This is a genomic window from Kitasatospora sp. NPDC022856 (assembly GCF_055561235.1).
Window position 1 is genome coordinate 535,476 of record NZ_JBVHHE010000001.1, and the last position, 16,292, is coordinate 551,767.

General features: G+C 73.3%; 12 protein-coding genes. 8 read left to right on the forward strand and 4 right to left on the reverse strand.

Features of this window, described 5'->3' with window-relative positions; genetic code table 11:
• The first annotated feature begins 60 nt into the window (after nucleotides 1-60).
• From ACZ34W_RS02425 to ACZ34W_RS02440, 4 genes are all read left to right on the forward strand, one after another.
• The gene (locus ACZ34W_RS02425) at nucleotides 61-1,794 is read left to right on the forward strand and encodes an ABC transporter ATP-binding protein (RefSeq protein WP_465600955.1); all 1,734 of its coding nucleotides are present in this window, start codon (nucleotides 61-63) and stop codon (nucleotides 1,792-1,794) included.
• A 23-nt stretch (nucleotides 1,795-1,817) separates the two neighbouring features.
• Nucleotides 1,818-3,800 carry an ABC transporter ATP-binding protein gene (locus ACZ34W_RS02430; RefSeq protein ID WP_329492095.1) on the forward strand — a complete coding sequence of 661 codons (1,983 nt, stop codon included), beginning with the start codon at nucleotides 1,818-1,820 and terminating at the stop codon, nucleotides 3,798-3,800.
• 148 nt (nucleotides 3,801-3,948) lie between these two features.
• Nucleotides 3,949-4,875 (forward strand): RNA polymerase sigma factor SigJ, encoded by a 927-nt coding sequence (gene sigJ / locus ACZ34W_RS02435; protein ID WP_329487595.1) that lies wholly within the window; start codon nucleotides 3,949-3,951, stop codon nucleotides 4,873-4,875.
• Nucleotides 4,876-4,984: 109 nt separating this feature from the next.
• A complete protein-coding gene (locus tag ACZ34W_RS02440; RefSeq protein WP_465600959.1) occupies nucleotides 4,985-6,052 on the forward strand; it encodes an NAD(P)/FAD-dependent oxidoreductase in 1,068 nt (355 codons plus the stop codon).
• Nucleotides 6,053-6,223: 171 nt separating this feature from the next.
• Here the strand turns inward: ACZ34W_RS02440 and lepA are convergent, their stop codons facing one another.
• Nucleotides 6,224-8,092, reverse strand: a complete 1,869-nt coding sequence (lepA, locus tag ACZ34W_RS02445) for a translation elongation factor 4 (RefSeq protein WP_329487597.1) — start codon at nucleotides 8,090-8,092, stop codon at nucleotides 6,224-6,226.
• A gap of 297 nt (nucleotides 8,093-8,389) precedes the next feature.
• On the opposite strand from lepA, the gene ACZ34W_RS02450 reads away from it, so the two are divergent.
• From ACZ34W_RS02450 to ACZ34W_RS02460, 3 genes are all read left to right on the forward strand, one after another.
• On the forward strand, nucleotides 8,390-8,695 hold the full coding sequence (locus ACZ34W_RS02450; RefSeq protein WP_359837880.1) for an antibiotic biosynthesis monooxygenase family protein: 306 nt from the start codon (nucleotides 8,390-8,392) through the stop codon (nucleotides 8,693-8,695).
• Between the two features lie 168 nt (nucleotides 8,696-8,863).
• Nucleotides 8,864-9,130 carry a 30S ribosomal protein S20 gene (rpsT, locus tag ACZ34W_RS02455; protein ID WP_329487599.1) on the forward strand — a complete coding sequence of 89 codons (267 nt, stop codon included), beginning with the start codon at nucleotides 8,864-8,866 and terminating at the stop codon, nucleotides 9,128-9,130.
• 505 nt (nucleotides 9,131-9,635) lie between these two features.
• Nucleotides 9,636-10,538: a hypothetical protein gene (locus ACZ34W_RS02460; protein WP_465600965.1), complete on the forward strand. Its 903-nt coding sequence runs from the start codon at nucleotides 9,636-9,638 to the stop codon at nucleotides 10,536-10,538.
• A 136-nt stretch (nucleotides 10,539-10,674) separates the two neighbouring features.
• On the opposite strand, the gene holA is transcribed toward ACZ34W_RS02460, so the two are convergent.
• Nucleotides 10,675-11,676, reverse strand: coding sequence for a DNA polymerase III subunit delta (holA, locus tag ACZ34W_RS02465; protein WP_329487601.1), 1,002 nt, complete (start codon nucleotides 11,674-11,676; stop codon nucleotides 10,675-10,677).
• Between the two features lie 186 nt (nucleotides 11,677-11,862).
• On the opposite strand from holA, the gene ACZ34W_RS02470 reads away from it, so the two are divergent.
• Nucleotides 11,863-12,156, forward strand: a complete 294-nt coding sequence (locus ACZ34W_RS02470; protein WP_465600968.1) for a hypothetical protein — start codon at nucleotides 11,863-11,865, stop codon at nucleotides 12,154-12,156.
• Nucleotides 12,157-12,267: 111 nt separating this feature from the next.
• Here the strand turns inward: ACZ34W_RS02470 and ACZ34W_RS02475 are convergent, their stop codons facing one another.
• Together ACZ34W_RS02475 and ACZ34W_RS02480 are read right to left on the reverse strand one after the other, a co-directional pair.
• Entirely contained in the window at nucleotides 12,268-14,706 is a 2,439-nt protein-coding gene (locus ACZ34W_RS02475) for a ComEC/Rec2 family competence protein (RefSeq protein ID WP_465601175.1), read from the reverse strand.
• Nucleotides 14,707-15,050: 344 nt separating this feature from the next.
• Nucleotides 15,051-16,058 carry a helix-hairpin-helix domain-containing protein gene (locus ACZ34W_RS02480; protein ID WP_465600971.1) on the reverse strand — a complete coding sequence of 336 codons (1,008 nt, stop codon included), beginning with the start codon at nucleotides 16,056-16,058 and terminating at the stop codon, nucleotides 15,051-15,053.
• Nucleotides 16,059-16,292: the final 234 nt, after the last annotated feature.

The following is a 16,292-nucleotide window of genomic DNA, read 5'->3' on the forward strand; positions in this document are numbered from 1 at the left end:
AGTCCACAGAAGCATGAGAATTGGGATGCGAACCCCACTGCCGAAGACAAGAGTGTGCCAGTGCTGATCAGACTGCTGAGGGCGTACCTGCGCCCGTACTCCCGACCGATCTCCCTGCTGGTGCTCCTCCAGCTGGTGTCCACGCTCGCCCTGCTCTACCTGCCGACGCTGAACGCCGACATCATCGACCAGGGCGTGGTCAAGGGCGACACCGGTTACATCCTGCGCATCGGCGGTGTGATGATCGCCGTCACCGTCGCCCAGGCGCTCTGCTCGATCGGTGCCGTCTTCTACGGCGCGCGCACCGCCATGGCGTTCGGCCGGGACGTCCGGGCCGCCGTCTTCGACCGGGTGCAGGCCTTCTCCGCCCGCGAGGTCGGCTCCTTCGGCGCCCCCTCCCTGATCACCCGGACGACCAACGACGTCCAGCAGGTCCAGATGCTGGCCCTGATGACCTTCACCCTGATGGTCGCCGCGCCGATCATGTGCGTGGGCGGCATCGTCATGGCGCTCAACCAGGACGTGCCGCTCTCCGCGCTGCTGCTGGCCGTCGTCCCCCTGCTGGGCGTCGTGGTCGCCCTGCTCGTCCGCGCGCTGCGCCCGAAGTTCCGCAGCATGCAGAAGAAGATCGACACGGTGAACCGGGTCCTGCGCGAGCAGATCACCGGCATCCGGGTCATCCGCGCCTTCGTCAAGGACGACCACGAGCAGGCCCGGTTCGCCGGCGCCAACCGGGACCTGACCGGGGTCGCCCTCCAGGTCGGCCAGCTGATGTCGTTCATGTTCCCGGCCGTGATGCTGGTGGTGAACGCCTCCAGCGTCGCCGTGCTCTGGTTCGGCGCCATGCGCATCGACAGCGGCGGCATGGAGATCGGCGGGCTGACCGCCTTCCTCTCCTACCTGATGCAGATCCTGATGAGCGTCATGATGGCCACCTTCATGTTCATGATGGTGCCGCGCGCCGAGGTCTGCGCCGAGCGCATCCAGGAGGTCCTGGACACCAGCTCCAGCGTCGTCCCGCCGGCCACCCCCGTCACCGAACTCCTGGCCCGGGGCAAGCTCGAACTGCGCGCCGTCGAGTTCCGCTACCCCGGCGCCGAGGCCTCCGTCCTGCGCGGCGTCGACATCACCGCCCGCCCCGGCGAGACCACCGCCGTCATCGGCTCCACCGGCAGCGGCAAGTCCACCCTGCTCGGCCTCGTCCCCCGGCTCTTCGACGCCACCGCCGGACAGGTCCTGCTGGACGGCGTGGACGTCCGCGAACTCGCCCCCGAGACGATCGCCGAGACCGTCGGCCTCGTCCCGCAGAAGCCCTACCTGTTCACCGGCACCGTCGCCAGCAACCTGCGCTACGGCCGGCCCGACGCCACCGACGAGGAGCTCTGGCACGCCCTGGAGGTCGCCCAGGCCAAGGAGTTCGTCGAGCGCTTCCCCGAGGGCCTCGACGCACCCATCGCCCAGGGCGGCAGCAACGTCTCCGGCGGCCAGCGCCAGCGCCTGGCGATCGCCCGCGCGCTCGTCCGCAAGCCCGGCGTCTACCTGTTCGACGACTCGTTCTCGGCGCTGGACTACGCCACCGACGCCAGGCTGCGCAGGGCCCTCTCCCGGGAGACCGCCGACGCCACCGTGCTGATCGTCGCCCAGCGCGTCTCCACCATCCGCGACGCCGACCGGATCGTCGTCCTGGACGAGGGCGCGGTCGTCGGCAGCGGCACCCACGGCGAACTGATGGCCGACAACCCGACGTACCGGGAGATCGTGCTCTCCCAGCTCACCGAGCAGGAGGCGGCGTGACCACCCCGCAGAAGAAGGCGCCCATGACGAAGGGCCCCGGCTCCGGCGAGGTGCCCAGCGACTCGCAGGCCGCCGCCGCCCGCCGCGGCCCGGCCGGCCCCGGCCGGTTCATGGGCGGCCAGGGCTCCGAGAAGTCGATGGACTTCAAGGGCTCGGGCAAGCGGCTGCTCGCCCTGCTCCGCCCCGAACGCGCCCTGCTCAGCGGCGTGCTGGCCCTCGGCGTGCTCAGCATCGGCTGCGCCGTGACCGGGCCCAAGGTGCTCGGCAGGGCCACCGACCTGATCTTCGCCGGCGTGGTCGGCCAGCAGTTCCCGGCCGGCATCTCCAAGGCGCAGGCCGTCGCGGACGTGCGGGCGCACGACGGCGGCGCCGCCGACCTGCTCTCCGCGGTCGACTTCACCCCCGGCCAGCACATGGACTTCGGCGCGATCGGCACCGTGCTGCTCTGGGTGCTGGCGATCTACGTCGCCTCCGCCGCCTTCGGCATCGTCCAGGGCCGGCTCGCCACCAAGGCGATCCAGCGGGCCAGCTACCGGCTGCGCCAGGACGTCGAGTCCAAGCTCGCCCGGCTGCCGCTCAGCTACTTCGACAAGCAGCCCCGCGGCGAGGTGCTCAGCCGGGTCACCAACGACATCGACAACATCGGCCAGTCCATGCAGCAGACCATGGGCCAGGTGGTGAACTCACTGCTCACCGTGGTCGGCGTGCTCGCCATGATGTTCTGGATCTCCCCGCTGCTCGCCCTGATCGCCCTGATCTCCGTCCCGCTGTCGGTCGTGGTGGCGACCAGGGTCGGCAAGCGGGCGCAGCCGCAGTTCGTCCAGCAGTGGAAGTCCACCGGGCAGCTGAACGCGCACATCGAGGAGATGTACACCGGCCACGCCCTGGTGAAGGTCTTCGGCCGGCAGAAGGAGTCCGCCGAGACCTTCCGGGAGCACAACGAGGCGCTGTACACGGCCAGCTTCCGGGCCCAGTTCATCTCCGGCATCATCCAGCCCGCGATGATGCTGATCGGCAACCTGCAGTACGTGCTGGTGGCCGTCGTCGGCGGCCTGCGGGTCGCCAGCGGCGCGCTGTCGATCGGCGACGTGCAGGCGTTCATCCAGTACTCGCGGCAGTTCAGCCAGCCGCTCACCCAGGTCGCCAGCATGGCCAACCTGGTGCAGTCCGGCGTCGCCTCCGCCGAACGCGTCTTCGAGCTGCTGGACGCGCCCGAGCAGACCCCTGAGCCGGCCATGCCGGAACGCCCCGACGCGATCCGCGGCCGGGTCGCCTTCCAGGACGTCTCCTTCCGCTACGACCCCGACAAGCCGCTCATCGACGACCTCTCGCTGAAGGTCGAACCGGGCCAGACCGTCGCCATCGTCGGCCCGACCGGCGCCGGCAAGACCACCCTGGTCAACCTGCTGATGCGGTTCTACGAGGTCAGCGGCGGCCGGATCACCCTGGACGGGGTCGACATCGCGGCGATGTCCCGCGAGGACCTCCGCTCCGGCATCGGCATGGTCCTCCAGGACACCTGGCTGTTCGGCGGCACCATCGCCGAGAACATCGCCTACGGCGCCCAGGGCGCCACCCACGAGCAGGTCGTCGAGGCGGCCAGGGCCGCCCACGTGGACCGCTTCGTCCGGACCCTGCCGAACGGCTACGACACCGTCATCGACGACGAGGGCACCGGCGTCAGCACCGGCGAGAAGCAGCTGATCACCATCGCCCGGGCGTTCCTGGCGCAGCCGTCGATCCTGGTCCTGGACGAGGCGACCAGCTCGGTCGACACCCGGACCGAGGTGCTGATCCAGCGCGCCATGGCCCGGCTGCGCACCGGCCGCACCAGCTTCGTGATCGCCCACCGGCTCTCCACCATCCGGGACGCCGACGTGATCCTGGTGATGGAGAGCGGCTCGATCGTCGAACAGGGCACGCACGACGAGCTGATCGCCGCCGAGGGCGCGTACGCCCGCCTGTACCAGGCGCAGTTCGCCGAGGCCGTCGCCGAGGTGGACTGACCGGCGGGCCGCACCGGAGGGGGAGGCCGGGGTCACCCGGCCTCCCCCTCCGGCGTTCCGCCGACGGGGAGGCCGGGGCAGCGTGGCCCCGTCCGGGGGTGCCCCCTCGAACGCTCCGGCCGCCGCCCCGGGCCGCTACGGTGGGCCCGTGAGTGACGACCTGTCGGCCGCTGCCGCCGCACAACCCGACGCCTTCGAGGCCCACCGGCGCTACCTGGGCTCGGTCGCCTACCGGCTGCTCGGCTCGTTCAGCGACGCCGAGGACGTGCTGCAGGAGGCCTGGCTGCGCTGGCGCGGCACCGACCGGTCCGCCGTCGCCGACCCGCGCGCCTTCCTGACCACCGTCGTCACCCGGCTCTGCTACGACCAGCTGGGCTCCGCCCGGGCCCGCCGGGAGGCCTACTTCGGCGAATGGCTGCCCGAACCGGCCGTCTCCTACCAGGACTCCCCCGCCTCCCCGGCCGAGCTCGCCGAACTCGGCGAGTCCGTCTCGCTCGCGGTGCTCGCCGTCCTGGAGCAGCTCACCCCGGCCGAACGCGCCGCCTTCGTGCTGCACGACGTGTTCGCGGTCGGCTTCGACGAGATCGCCGCCTCCCTCGACCGCTCCCCCGACGCCGCCCGCCAGCTCGCCTCCCGGGCCCGGCGCCGGGTCAAGGACGGCGGGCGCCGCGCCACCGCCGACCCGGCCGAGCACCGGCAGGCCGTGGCCGCCTTCGCGGCGGCCAGTACCCGGGGCGACATCGAGGGCCTGCTGGCCGTGCTCGACCCGGACGTGGTCTGGCACTCCGACGGCGGCGGCGTCGTCAGCGCCGGCGCCCGCCCGGTCCTCGGCGCGGACAAGGTCTCCCGCCTGGTGGCCGGCCTGGTCGCGAAGTGGTTCCTGCCGGGCATGAGCCTGGTGCCCGCCCTGGTCAACGACGAGCCGGGGCTGCTCGTCCAGGACGCGGACGGCCGGCCCGGCGGCGTGCTGGCGTTCACCGTCGCCGACGGCCGGATCACCGAGGCCTTCGTGGTGGTCAACCCCGAGAAGCTGACCCGGGTGGCCGACGCCGCCGGCACGCCGACGGACCTGTGACCCGGCTCACCGTCACACCCTGACCGGCCGCGTCGTCCCCTTCCCGAACGGACACCGAGAACGTGTCGACAGAACGCTCCGCGGGGGCGTTTCGGAGGAGGCGGGCGACATGACCGAGAAGCAGATCGTCGTACTGGGAGCCGGCTACGCGGGGCTGACCGCGGCGACCCGGGCGGGCCGGCACCACCGGGTGACCCTGATCGCCCCGGAGACCCGCTTCCTGCACCGCGTCCGCCAGCACGAGACCGCCGCCGGCCTCCCCGAGCACCGGCCCGCCCTGGCCGAGGTGGTCCGCGGCCGCGGCGTGCGGCACGTCCCGGCCCGGGCCACCGGCCTGGACCTCGCCGCCCGCAAGGTCTTCCTGGACACCGGTGAGGCCCTCCCCTACGACACCCTGGTCTACGCCCTCGGCAGCCGCACCGCCTGGCACGCCGTCCCGGGCGCCGCCGAGCACGCCTACTCCGCCGAGCGGGCCGCCGAACTGGGCGAGCGGCTGCGCACCGCCGGGCGGCCCGGCACCGTCGCCGTGGTCGGCGGCGGCGCCACCGGCATCGAACTGGCCACCGAGATCGCCGAGGCCCACCCCGCCTGGCGGGTGCGGATCGTCGCCGCCGGACAGGTCGGCGGCTGGTTCTCGGCCCGTGGCCGGGCCCACGTCCGCACCGTCATGGCCCGGCTCGGGATCGAGGTGCACGAGCGGCGCACCGTCACCGGGGTCGACGCCGGGGGCCTCGACACCACCGGCGGCCGGATCCCCGCCGACCTGGTCGCCTGGGCCGCCGCCATGGAGCCGCACCCGCTGGCGGCCGAGGCGGGCCTGACCGTCGACCCGGCCGGCCGGGCGGTGGTGGACGGCCACCTGCGCTCCGTCTCGCACCCGGAGGTCCACGTCATCGGCGACGCCGCCGCGGTGACCGTCCCCGGCACCGGCACCCTGCGGATGGGCTGCGCCACCGCCCAGCCGATGGGCCGCTACCTCGGCAAGCTGCTCACCGGGCGCACCGACAAACCCTTCGCGTTCCGCTACGCCGTGCAGTGCCTGAGCCTCGGCCGCCGGGACGGCCTGGTCCAGCTGATCCACGGCGACGACTCGATGCGGCCCTCGGTGCTGACCGGCCGGGCCGGGCGGCTGACCAAGGCCGCCATCGTCAACGGCGTGGTCTGGGCGCTGCGTTGAGAGCCTGAGCCGGGCCGCCGCACCGACCGGCCGCCGTGCGGACAGGCCGACCGTGCGGGCAGGCCGACCGTGCGGGCAGGCCGACGGGCCCGGGGCGAGACGCCCCGGGCCCGTCGGGCACCGCTGCGGCCGACCCCGTCGGGCCGGCCGGAAACACCCGGCTCGCGCCGGCTACTTCTTCTCCTTCGGCGCCTCGGCGTCGGTGGACAGCGCGGCGATGAAGGCCTCCTGCGGGACCTCCACGCGGCCGACCATCTTCATCCGCTTCTTGCCTTCCTTCTGCTTCTCCAGCAGCTTGCGCTTGCGCGAGATGTCACCGCCGTAGCACTTGGCGAGAACGTCCTTGCGGATCGCGCGGACCGTCTCACGGGCGATCACCCGGGAGCCGATGGCGGCCTGGATCGGCACCTCGAACTGCTGGCGCGGGATCAGCTTCTGCAGCTTGCCGGCCATCATCACGCCGTAGTTGTAGGCCTTGTCCTTGTGCACGATCGCGGAGAACGCGTCCACCGCGTCGCCGTGCAGCAGGATGTCGACCTTGACCAGCTGGGCGCTCTGCTCGCCGATGGGCTCGTAGTCGAAGGAGCCGTAGCCGCGGGTCTTGGACTTCAACTGGTCGAAGAAGTCGAAGACGATCTCGGCGAGCGGCAGGGTGTAGCGCAGCTCGACGCGGTCCTCGGAGAGGTAGTCCATGCCCTGGAGGTTGCCGCGACGGGCCTGGCAGAGCTCCATGATGGCGCCGACGAACTCGTTCGGCGCCAGGATGGTGCCGCGCACGACCGGCTCGTAGACCTCGGCGAGCTTCCCGGTCGGGAACTCGCTGGGGTTGGTGACGGTGTGCTCGGTGCCGTCCTCCATCACGACGCGGTAGACCACGTTCGGGGCGGTGGAGATCAGGTCGAGGTTGAACTCGCGCTCCAGGCGCTCCCGGATGATCTCCAGGTGCAGCAGGCCGAGGAAGCCGCAGCGGTAGCCGAAGCCGAGGGCGACCGAGGTCTCCGGCTCGTAGACCAGCGCGGCGTCGTTCAGGCGCAGCTTGTCGAGGGCGTCGCGCAGCAGCGGGTAGTCCGAGCCGTCCAGCGGGTACAGGCCGGAGAAGACCATCGGACGCGGGTCCTTGTAGCCGCCCAGCGCCTCGGTCGCACCCTTGTGCATCGAGGTGATGGTGTCACCGACCTTGGACTGCCGGACGTCCTTCACCCCGGTGATGATGTAGCCGACCTCGCCGACGCCCAGGCCGTCGGCGACCTTCGGCTCCGGCGAGATGACGCCGATCTCCAGCAGCTCGTGGGTCGCGCCGGTGGACATCATGGCGATGCGCTCGCGCTTGGTGAGCTGGCCGTCGACGACCCGGACGTAGGTGACCACGCCGCGGTAGGAGTCGTAGACCGAGTCGAAGATCATCGCGCGGGCCGGGGCGTCCTTGACGCCGACCGGGGCCGGGATCCTGTCGACCAGGTGGTCGAGCAGCTCCTCGACGCCGAGACCGGTCTTGGCGCTGACCTTGAGCACGTCGTCCGGGTCGCAGCCGATGATGTGCGCGATCTCGGCGGCGTACTTCTCCGGCTGGGCGGCCGGCAGGTCGATCTTGTTGAGCACCGGGACGATCGTGAGGTCGTTCTCCAGCGCCAGGTACAGGTTGGCGAGGGTCTGCGCCTCGATGCCCTGGGCGGCGTCCACCACGAGGACGGTGCCCTCGCAGGCGGCGAGGGAGCGGGACACCTCGTACGTGAAGTCCACGTGGCCCGGGGTGTCGATCATGTTGAGGATGTGCGTCGAGCCGGCGTTCGGCCCCGTCTTCGGCGCCCATGGGAGGCGGACGGCCTGCGACTTGATGGTGATGCCGCGCTCACGCTCGATGTCCATGCGGTCGAGGTACTGGGCGCGCATCTGCCGCGGGTCGACCACACCGGTGATCTGGAGCATCCGGTCTGCGAGCGTCGACTTGCCGTGGTCGATGTGGGCGATGATGCAGAAGTTGCGGATCAGCGCCGGGTCGGTACGGCTGGGCTCTGGCACATTGCTGGGGGTCGCGGGCACCTTGGTCCGATTCTCCGTTGGTCCGGGGGCCGGGGGCGTCCGGGTCATCGCTGACCGGTTTCCCGGGGACCGGACAGTCGTCCGATCGAAATAGTTCTTCCCATCCTCCCACGAGCGCGACGTCCGCCGCCGTTCGGTTCCACCGGGGCCGCGCCGGGGGTGCTCCGGGGGTCGGTGCGCGGGTCCGTCCGGGAGTCCGTCCGGGGCTGGTCCGCGGGCCCGTTCAAGTGCCGCCGCGGGGCCCTTGAACGGCCGTCCCTTCCCGCGGCCCGACCGGTCGGGGCAGGATGGTCGTCCATGATCCTGGAAAGCGCCCTCCTCGACGTCGTCCCCGGCCAGGAGGACGCGTTCCTCGCCGCCTTCGCGGAGGCGAAGCCGCTGATCGCGGTCCAGTCCGGCTTCCGCTCCCTCGCGCTGCGCCGCTGCCTCGACGAGGGCCGCGGCGCCAGGTTCCTGCTCCAGGTGGAATGGGAGGCGCTGGAGGACCACACGGAGGGGTTCCGCCGTTCCGCCGAGTACCAGCGGTGGCGCGAGCTGCTGCACCGCTTCTACCGGCCGTTTCCCGAGGTCGAGCACTACGGCGAGCCGGTGCTCCGGGCCTGATCCGGATCCGGCCGGTTTGGGTCGTGCGGTACCCCCCTGGTAGCGTGGGGCGCTGCACCTGGCCCAGGCATGCCCTCTCAGCAGTCCGGCGGCCGCGCGGTGCACTCTCCCCCAGCCTTCGGCCGGGGGGACCCCAGAACCGTTTACTGACAAGACTGAGGCTCCTTCGTGGCGAACATCAAGTCCCAGATCAAGCGCAACAAGACCAACGAGAAGGCGCGCCTGCGCAACAAGGCCGTCAAGTCCTCGCTGAAGACCGCCCTGCGCAAGGCCCGTGAGGCCGCTGCCGCCGGCGAGACCGAGAAGGCCACCGTGCTGGCCCGCGCCGCCTCCAAGGCGCTGGACAAGGCCGTCAGCAAGGGCGTCATCCACGCCAACCAGGCCGCCAACAAGAAGTCGGCCATCACCAAGCGCGTCAACGCCGTCCAGGCCTGACTCCGCCGGGGCCCACGGCCCCGACCGTCCCAGGACGGACCGGCCCTCTACCCGGTCCCCTGAGGCACGAGCTCAAGACTCGCACCGCACGCGGCCTGCGTTCGCCACGCGGGTGCGGTGCACGAAGATCCACCGGAAGTGCCCGTTCGTAGGCGCTTCCCCGACTGCCCGCCCGGTCCCCACCGGGCGGGCAGTCGTCGTTTCGGGCCGGGGCTTCCGCCGCGGACGTTCTCGCGCGGATCCCCGTCGCCCGGCGGACCGGCTGCGGATCCTGCGGCTGCGGCTGCGGATCCTGCGGCTTCTGTCGCGTTCTGTGGTCCTGCCGCTATGGTCGGTGACGGCAGCTCGGGGGGCCGCGCTCCCGGAAACCGGGCGGGCGGCGGTCGCGTCCCCCTCCCGGGGGGCCACCGGGTTCCGGGTCACCGTTTCGGGGCACCGTTGCGAGTCACGGTTCCGGGGCGGCACCTTCGTGGCAGGCATCTTCGTCGACGCTCAGGGGGCACCTATGACGACGCCACCACCGCCACCACCACCACCGGCCCAGGGCGGACCGGGGTTCGGCGGCTTCCCGCAGCAGCCACCGTCGCCCGGGACGGCCCCGGGCTTCGGACCTCCGCCCGGACTGCCCGCGTCGCCCGGCCTTCCCGCCTCCCCCGAACCTCCCTCCTCCCCCGGACTTCCCCCCGCTGCGGGGCCCGCCCCCTCACCCGGTACGGCCCCCGCCGGGGAGCCCGGGCCGCGCGAGGGGACGGTCAGGAGGGGCGGAAACCTGCGCCGCAACGCCGTCTGGGCGTTCGTCGGCGCCGTCCTGGCCTCGGCCGCCTGGTCCGGCGCCGTGGCCCTGGTGCCGCGGATCGTCGACAGCGGCTCCCCGGCGCAGAGCCTCCACGGCTACCACGCGGTCGACAGGCTCTGCGAGTCGGGCACGCTCACCGCGTTCAAGAAGCAGTACCGCATGGTCGACGACTACCCGCTGCAGCACACCGGCCGGTCCGACTCCATGGACATCATGCGGTGCTACGCGCTGGTCAAACGGGCGGTCAGCGGGAGCGACGTCGCCGACTACGCCACCCTCGACATCCGCGCCGAACTGCACCGGGCGGTCGACTCCGCGCCCGAATTCGCCGCCACCCGAAGCTACTTCGAGCAGCAGAAGTACGAGATCACCGATGTGCCGAACCTCGGCCAGGAGGCCTACTTCGCCTACGGCGACGAGCCGACCAGCTCGGACCAGACCTTCCACGACATCAACCACTACCTACAGGTCCGGGACGGCGGGATGACGTACTCCCTGTTCTGGACGGACAACTACCAGGTCGGGAAGAACACCACGCTGGACCGCGAGACCGTCCGCCGGGCGATGCTCGACGACACCCGGGACATCCTGAAGGCGCTCGGCGGCTCGTAAGGGCCGGTCGTGGCGGCCGGGTCGGGAGGGGTTCCCGTCGGGCCGGTCGGGCCGGTCGGGTCGGTCGCAGGAGCTGCTCGTGGCGGCCGGCCGTCCCGGCGGGCGGGCTCGGGTCGCCGGGGCGCCCGTGCCGGGATCAGTAGGAACGGCCCCCGGAGCCGGCGCGCGCGGCCCGGGCGACGGCCACCACGGCCCGCTCCAGCGCGAAGGCGGGGTCGTCGGAGCCGCCCTTGACGGCCGCGTCCGCCTGGGCGATCGCCGTCAGGGCCGTGGCCACGCCGTCGCCCGTCCAGCCGCGCATCTGCTGGCGGACCCGCTCGACCTTCCACGGGGGCATCCCCAGCTCGCGGGCCAGATCGGCCGGGCGCATGTTCCGCCCGGTGGTCGCCAGCCGACCGATGCTGCGGACCCCGGACGCCAGCGCGTAGGTGATACCGGTCGGCGGCTGCCCGACGGCCAGCGCCCAGCGCAACCGCTCCAGCGCCTCGGCGGCCCGGCCGGTGACCGCGAAGTCCGCCACCTCGAAGCCGGTGGCCTCGGCCCGGCCGCTGTAGTAGCGGGCCACCACCGTCTCGTCGATGGTGCCCTCGACGTCCGAGGTGAGCTGGCTGCACGCGGCCGCCAGCTCGCGGAGGTCACTGCCGAGCGCGTCCAGCAGGGCCTGGCACGCCTCCGGGGTGGCCGACCTGCCGAGCGTGCGGAACTCTCCCCGGACGAAGGCCAGCCGGTCCGACGCCTTCGCCAGCTTCGCGCAGGCGACCTCACGGCCGCCGGCCTTCCGCCCGGCGTCCAGCAGGCCCTTGCCCTTGGCGCCGCCCGCGTGCACCAGCACCACGATCACCTCGTCGGCCGGGGCCTCGATGTACGCCTTGAGCTCCTTGACGGAGTCGGCGGAGAGGTCCTGGGCGGCCCGGACGACGATCACCTTGCGCTCGGCGAACAGCGAGGGCGTGGTCAGCTCGGCGAGGCTGCCGGGCTGCAGGGTGCCGGGCGGGAGGTCCCGCACATCGGTGTCCGGGTCCGCAGCCCTCGCCGCCGCCACCACCTGGGCGACCGCGCGGTCGAGCAGCAGCTCCTCCTGGCCGACCGCGAGGGTCAGCGGGGCGAGCAGGTCGTCGGGTGCACTCTTCCTGGCCATCGCCTACCAGCATCCCATGGGGTGGGGACACTCCCACCCGGAGGAACGACCGGCGGGCGGGGGCGGGCGGGGGTGGGCGGGCCGGGTCCGACGGCCGGAGGGGCGGAGCCGCCGGGGTGGCCGGGGTGGGCCCGACTAGTGGGGGGTGTGCTCCGACGCGGGAGGCGCTCCCGGGAGAATGGGCCGGTGACCGAACACCTCGCCACCGACCATCCGGACGACTTCGACCCGAGCGCCCGGCAGCTCCTCGTCCTGCCCGACCGCGATGCCGCCGAGGACGCCACGGAGGAACTCAGCGCCAACCACCCCGACCTCGGCGAACTCGAAATCGTCCGGGACGCCCTCGCCGGCGAGGACGACGCCGAGGACGCCCAGTGGCTGGTGGTCGTGGAACCCCCCGAGGACGGTTGGACCGCAGAGCTGCTCCGCGCCCTGGACGCCGTCGCCGCCGAGCACGAGGGGTGGCGCGAGGAGGGCTGATCCGTCGGCCCCGCCAGGTCCTCCGGGGCCCGCCCCCACCCCCCACCCCCGCTCCCCCTCCCCGCCCTCTCCACCTCCTCCCTGTGGAGAGGGCGGGTTGAGCGAGAGGGCTCACGCCGGCGGGCCGCGCGGCCCGCCGGCCGTGTGCCTACCGCGCGACGCGGCCGCGGCGTGGCGGGTCTGCCCGCCGTGCGGGTGCACGGACGCCCCCAGACGAGCCGGGGTGTCGCCCGTCACCGCGATGTCCCCAGCGGTATCGGTGCGCAACACCGTGGCACCGAGGGCACGCAGCCGCTCCACCGTCCGCACGGACGGATGCCCGTACGGATTCCCCTCGCCACACGAGATCAACGCCAGCCTGGGCCTCAACGCGGCCGCGAGCTCCCAGTCCTGGTGCGCCGACCCGTGGTGGGCCACCTTCAGCACATCCACCCGGACACCACGGCCCCACCGCGCCGACAGCGCGGCCTGCGCGGGCGGTTCGAGATCGCCCAGCAGAGCCAGCCGCACACCGTCCGCCACCGTCACCAGCAGCACCACACTCGCGTTGTTGGCCCCGGCAGCCTCCGCCGGAAGCACGGCATCGGGCCACACCACCTCCCATGACAGCCCCGGTCCGGCCGACCGGCGCTCGCCTGTCCGCGCGCGCACCAGTGGCACTCCGGCCGCAGCCGCCCACCCCGACACCCGGGCGGCCTCGCCCGGCGGCTCACCCAGGACCGTCCCCTCGATCGCGCCCACCGAACGCCCCCGCAACACCCCGGGCACACCCTCCACGTGGTCCGCGTGGAAGTGCGTCACCACCAGCAACGGCACCCGGGTGATCCCGAGGTCGCGCAGACAGCGGTCCGCCGCACGCGGATCCGGCCCGGCGTCCACCACTACCGCGCTCCCCGGCGCCCCGCCGCCGGCGGTGACCGGCAGCACCACCATGTCCCCCTGACCCACGTCGCACATGACCAGCCGCCAGCCCGGCGGCGGCCAGCCGGTCGCGAGCCGGGTGAGCAGGGGCGGCCGCACCAGCACGGCCAGCAGGACCAGGAGGAGCAGGCCCGCCACCAGCGGCCGGGCCCAGCCGCCCCTGACGCGCAGACCGTCCGCTGCGGCGCGTCCGGGTGCCAGGAGAGGAACCGTCCAGCACACCGCCACCGTCGCCAGGGCCAGCGTCACCGTGCCGAGCAGCCCGCCGGGCCAGGAGATCTGAGCGCCCGGCAGCTCCGCCCCATGCCGGGCCACCGCCGCGAGCCAGCCCACCGGGAGCCCGGCCGGCTCCGCGAGCAGCCGGGCCAGGGCCGGCGAGAGCGGCTCCAGGACGAGCACCGCGAAGCCGAGCAGAGTCGCCGGAGCCACCGCCAGCTCGGCCAGCAGGTTGCACGGCACCGCGACCAGGCTGATGTGTCCGGACAGCACGACCGTCACGGGCGCGCAGAGCGCCTGGGCCGCTGCCGTCGCGGCGACGGCGCCCGCCAGGTGGTGCGGCCAGCCCCGCGCCCGCAGGCGCTGCGCCCAGTGCGGGCCGACCACCAGCAGACCGGTGGTGGCGAGCACGGAGAGCAGGAAGCCGAACGACCGGGCGAGGTAAGGGTCGAGGAGCACCAGGAGCAACGCCGTACCGGCCAGGGCGGGCACCGCCTGCCGGGGTCGGCCGGTGGCGAGCGCGAGCAGTCCGATCAGCCCCGTACCGGCGGCCCGCAACACGCTGGGTTCCGGTCGGCAGACGGTCACGAAGGCCAGCGTGACGACTGTGCCGAGCAGCGCGGTGGTGCGCAGCGGGATACCGAACGCGGCGGCCAGGCCACGTCGTTCGGCTGTACCGGCACGACTGGGGGCCCCGAGCAGGACACCCAGCACGATCGCGAGGTTGGCCCCGCTGACAGCGACCAGATGCGCCATGTCGGTGGCCCGGAAGGCGTCCAGGAGGTCCCCGGGCAGGCGTGAGGTGTCACCGACCACCAAGGCCGGGAGCAACCCCCGCGCGTCCGGCGGGAGATCGTCACTTGACGTCCGCAGTCCCGCCCGCAACCGGCCGGCGACCCGTTGCGGCAGGCTGGGCGGCGCGAGCTCACGTGGCGGCCCGTGGGCGATCAGCAACGCGGCCGACTCGTCGTCGTAGCCCTCCCCCGCCGGGCGGACGTCCGCTTCCACGGCGACACGGGCCGACGGGAGCAGCCGTTGCCACGCGCCGATCTCCGGCCCTCGCGCCATCACCGTCACCGGCGTCCGCGTCCTGGTCACCGCCCCGGTGCCAACCGGCGGCGGGCCGCCCGCGCCGTCGCCCGGGGCCGGAGCCGCCGGCTCGAAGCCCGCCGGGACGGTGACCCGCTCCACCACCGCGTCCACGGTGAGGACGGTCTGCCCGGCAGCCGTTCCCCTGGTGCGGGAGGTGTGGGCTCTCGGGTCGGCGGTGATGGTCAGTTCGACACCCACCTCCGGCGCGGCGGCTCCGGCCCGGGCCAGCCCGGGCAGCGGCCCCCGGTGGAGGTCGGCGGTGTGCAGCAGGGTCGCGGCGGCGGCCGCCGCACCGGTGAGCAGCAGGGCGGCCAGCGTCATGGCGGCGCCGCGACGCCGCCGCACTCCCGGGCGGGCGAGCAGGAGGACGGCGAACAGGACAGCCGTGCCGGCGGCCGAGGACAGCAGGAGGCCGTGCCCGGGGCCCAGCCCGAGAACACCCCCCGTGACCACCCAGGCCGCGACGGCGGGGAGGAGCAGGCGAAGATCGCCGGGAGGCCGGTGCGGCACGACGGCGTCTGTGGTGACAGTGGCGGCGATGACGGCACCTCCTTCCGGGGAGTGACCGACGGGTCGATGGGCTGACGGGTCGCACGGCTCCGTGCGTCGGGCGAGCCGGAAGCAGGAGGACCGACCGGAAGCGTCACCTGGCGGGTACGGGCGGGTCAGAGCGTGAGCATCGGTCTGAGCTCCGCATAGGTGCGTTCGCCGATGCCGCTGACCTGCCGGAGCTGGTCGAGTGAGCGGAACGATCCGTGCGACGCGCGGAAGGCGATGATGCGCTGCGCCAGCGTCGGACCGACTCCCGGGAGCGTGTCGAGCTGTTCGAGGGTGGCGTGGTTCAGACTGACCGGCTGTTTCGGCACGGCGCCCGTGGCCGGCCCGCCCGCGGCCTGCGCCGCACCGTCCGGTTCGCCGACGAGAATCTGCTCACCGTCCGTCAGCACCCGCGCCAGGTTGAGGCCCTTGGTCTCCGTCTCGGGCAGCGGTCCGCCGGCCACGCGCAACGCGTCCGCCACCCGGGAGCCGCCGGGCAGCGTGTGGACACCGGGTGCGTGCACCCGCCCCCCGATGTCGACCACGACGACAGTGCGCGCCTCGGCGTCTCCCGGAGCTGCTGGGACGGGGCCGGCGGAGGCCTCCGGTGTGCTCGGGGGCGATGCCCCCGGCTCGGCCGGCACGGCCGCCGGCGCTGGCACCGCCACCGCCGGCACGGCGACCGGCTGGGGCCGCGCCAGCCAGAAGTGCTGGACGCCGTAGCCCACGGCGAGCAGCAGCAGGACGACCAGCCCCGACACGGCCCGCCGGTCGAGCATCACCGCAGGACCGAAGCGAAACGGCGCGCGACCCGGGTCGGCAGACCCGTCATCGTCGGACGGCACACCGTAGGGCGGCACACCGTCAAACCCCGCGCCACCAGCGGGTCCATCGACCGGCGCACTCGGCACGTCACCCGACCCGCCGCCCGACCCGCCCCCGAGGGGCGAGCCCCCAGGCGGCCCGGTGGCCGACGGCTCCGCCGCACCGGCGGCTCCCCTGGCCACCCTCGCGGCCGATTCCTCGGCGGCCCCTTCAGCGCCTCCCCCGGCCGCCGGCAGCAGCGCTGCCAGCCGACGCCGCGCCGTCTCCCCGACCCGCTGGCGCTTCACCGCGCCGATGTTCATGCTCGTCATGCGGAGCACGCTAGGAGCCGTCCGCCGTCGATGGGAGAATCGGCGAAACCCTGTGGAAAACCCCGGGGTTGTGGACAACTCATGTCGCTCGCACGAGTGATCAGCAGTTGTCGGAGTTGACTTCCCGCCTGGCAAAGGCCCTCACGAGGCCCGTCTCAGCCCCCGTCCGGAGGCGTCCTCACGCACCGCGGCTTCAACGCACCGCGGCTTCAACGCACCGCGGCTCCACGCACC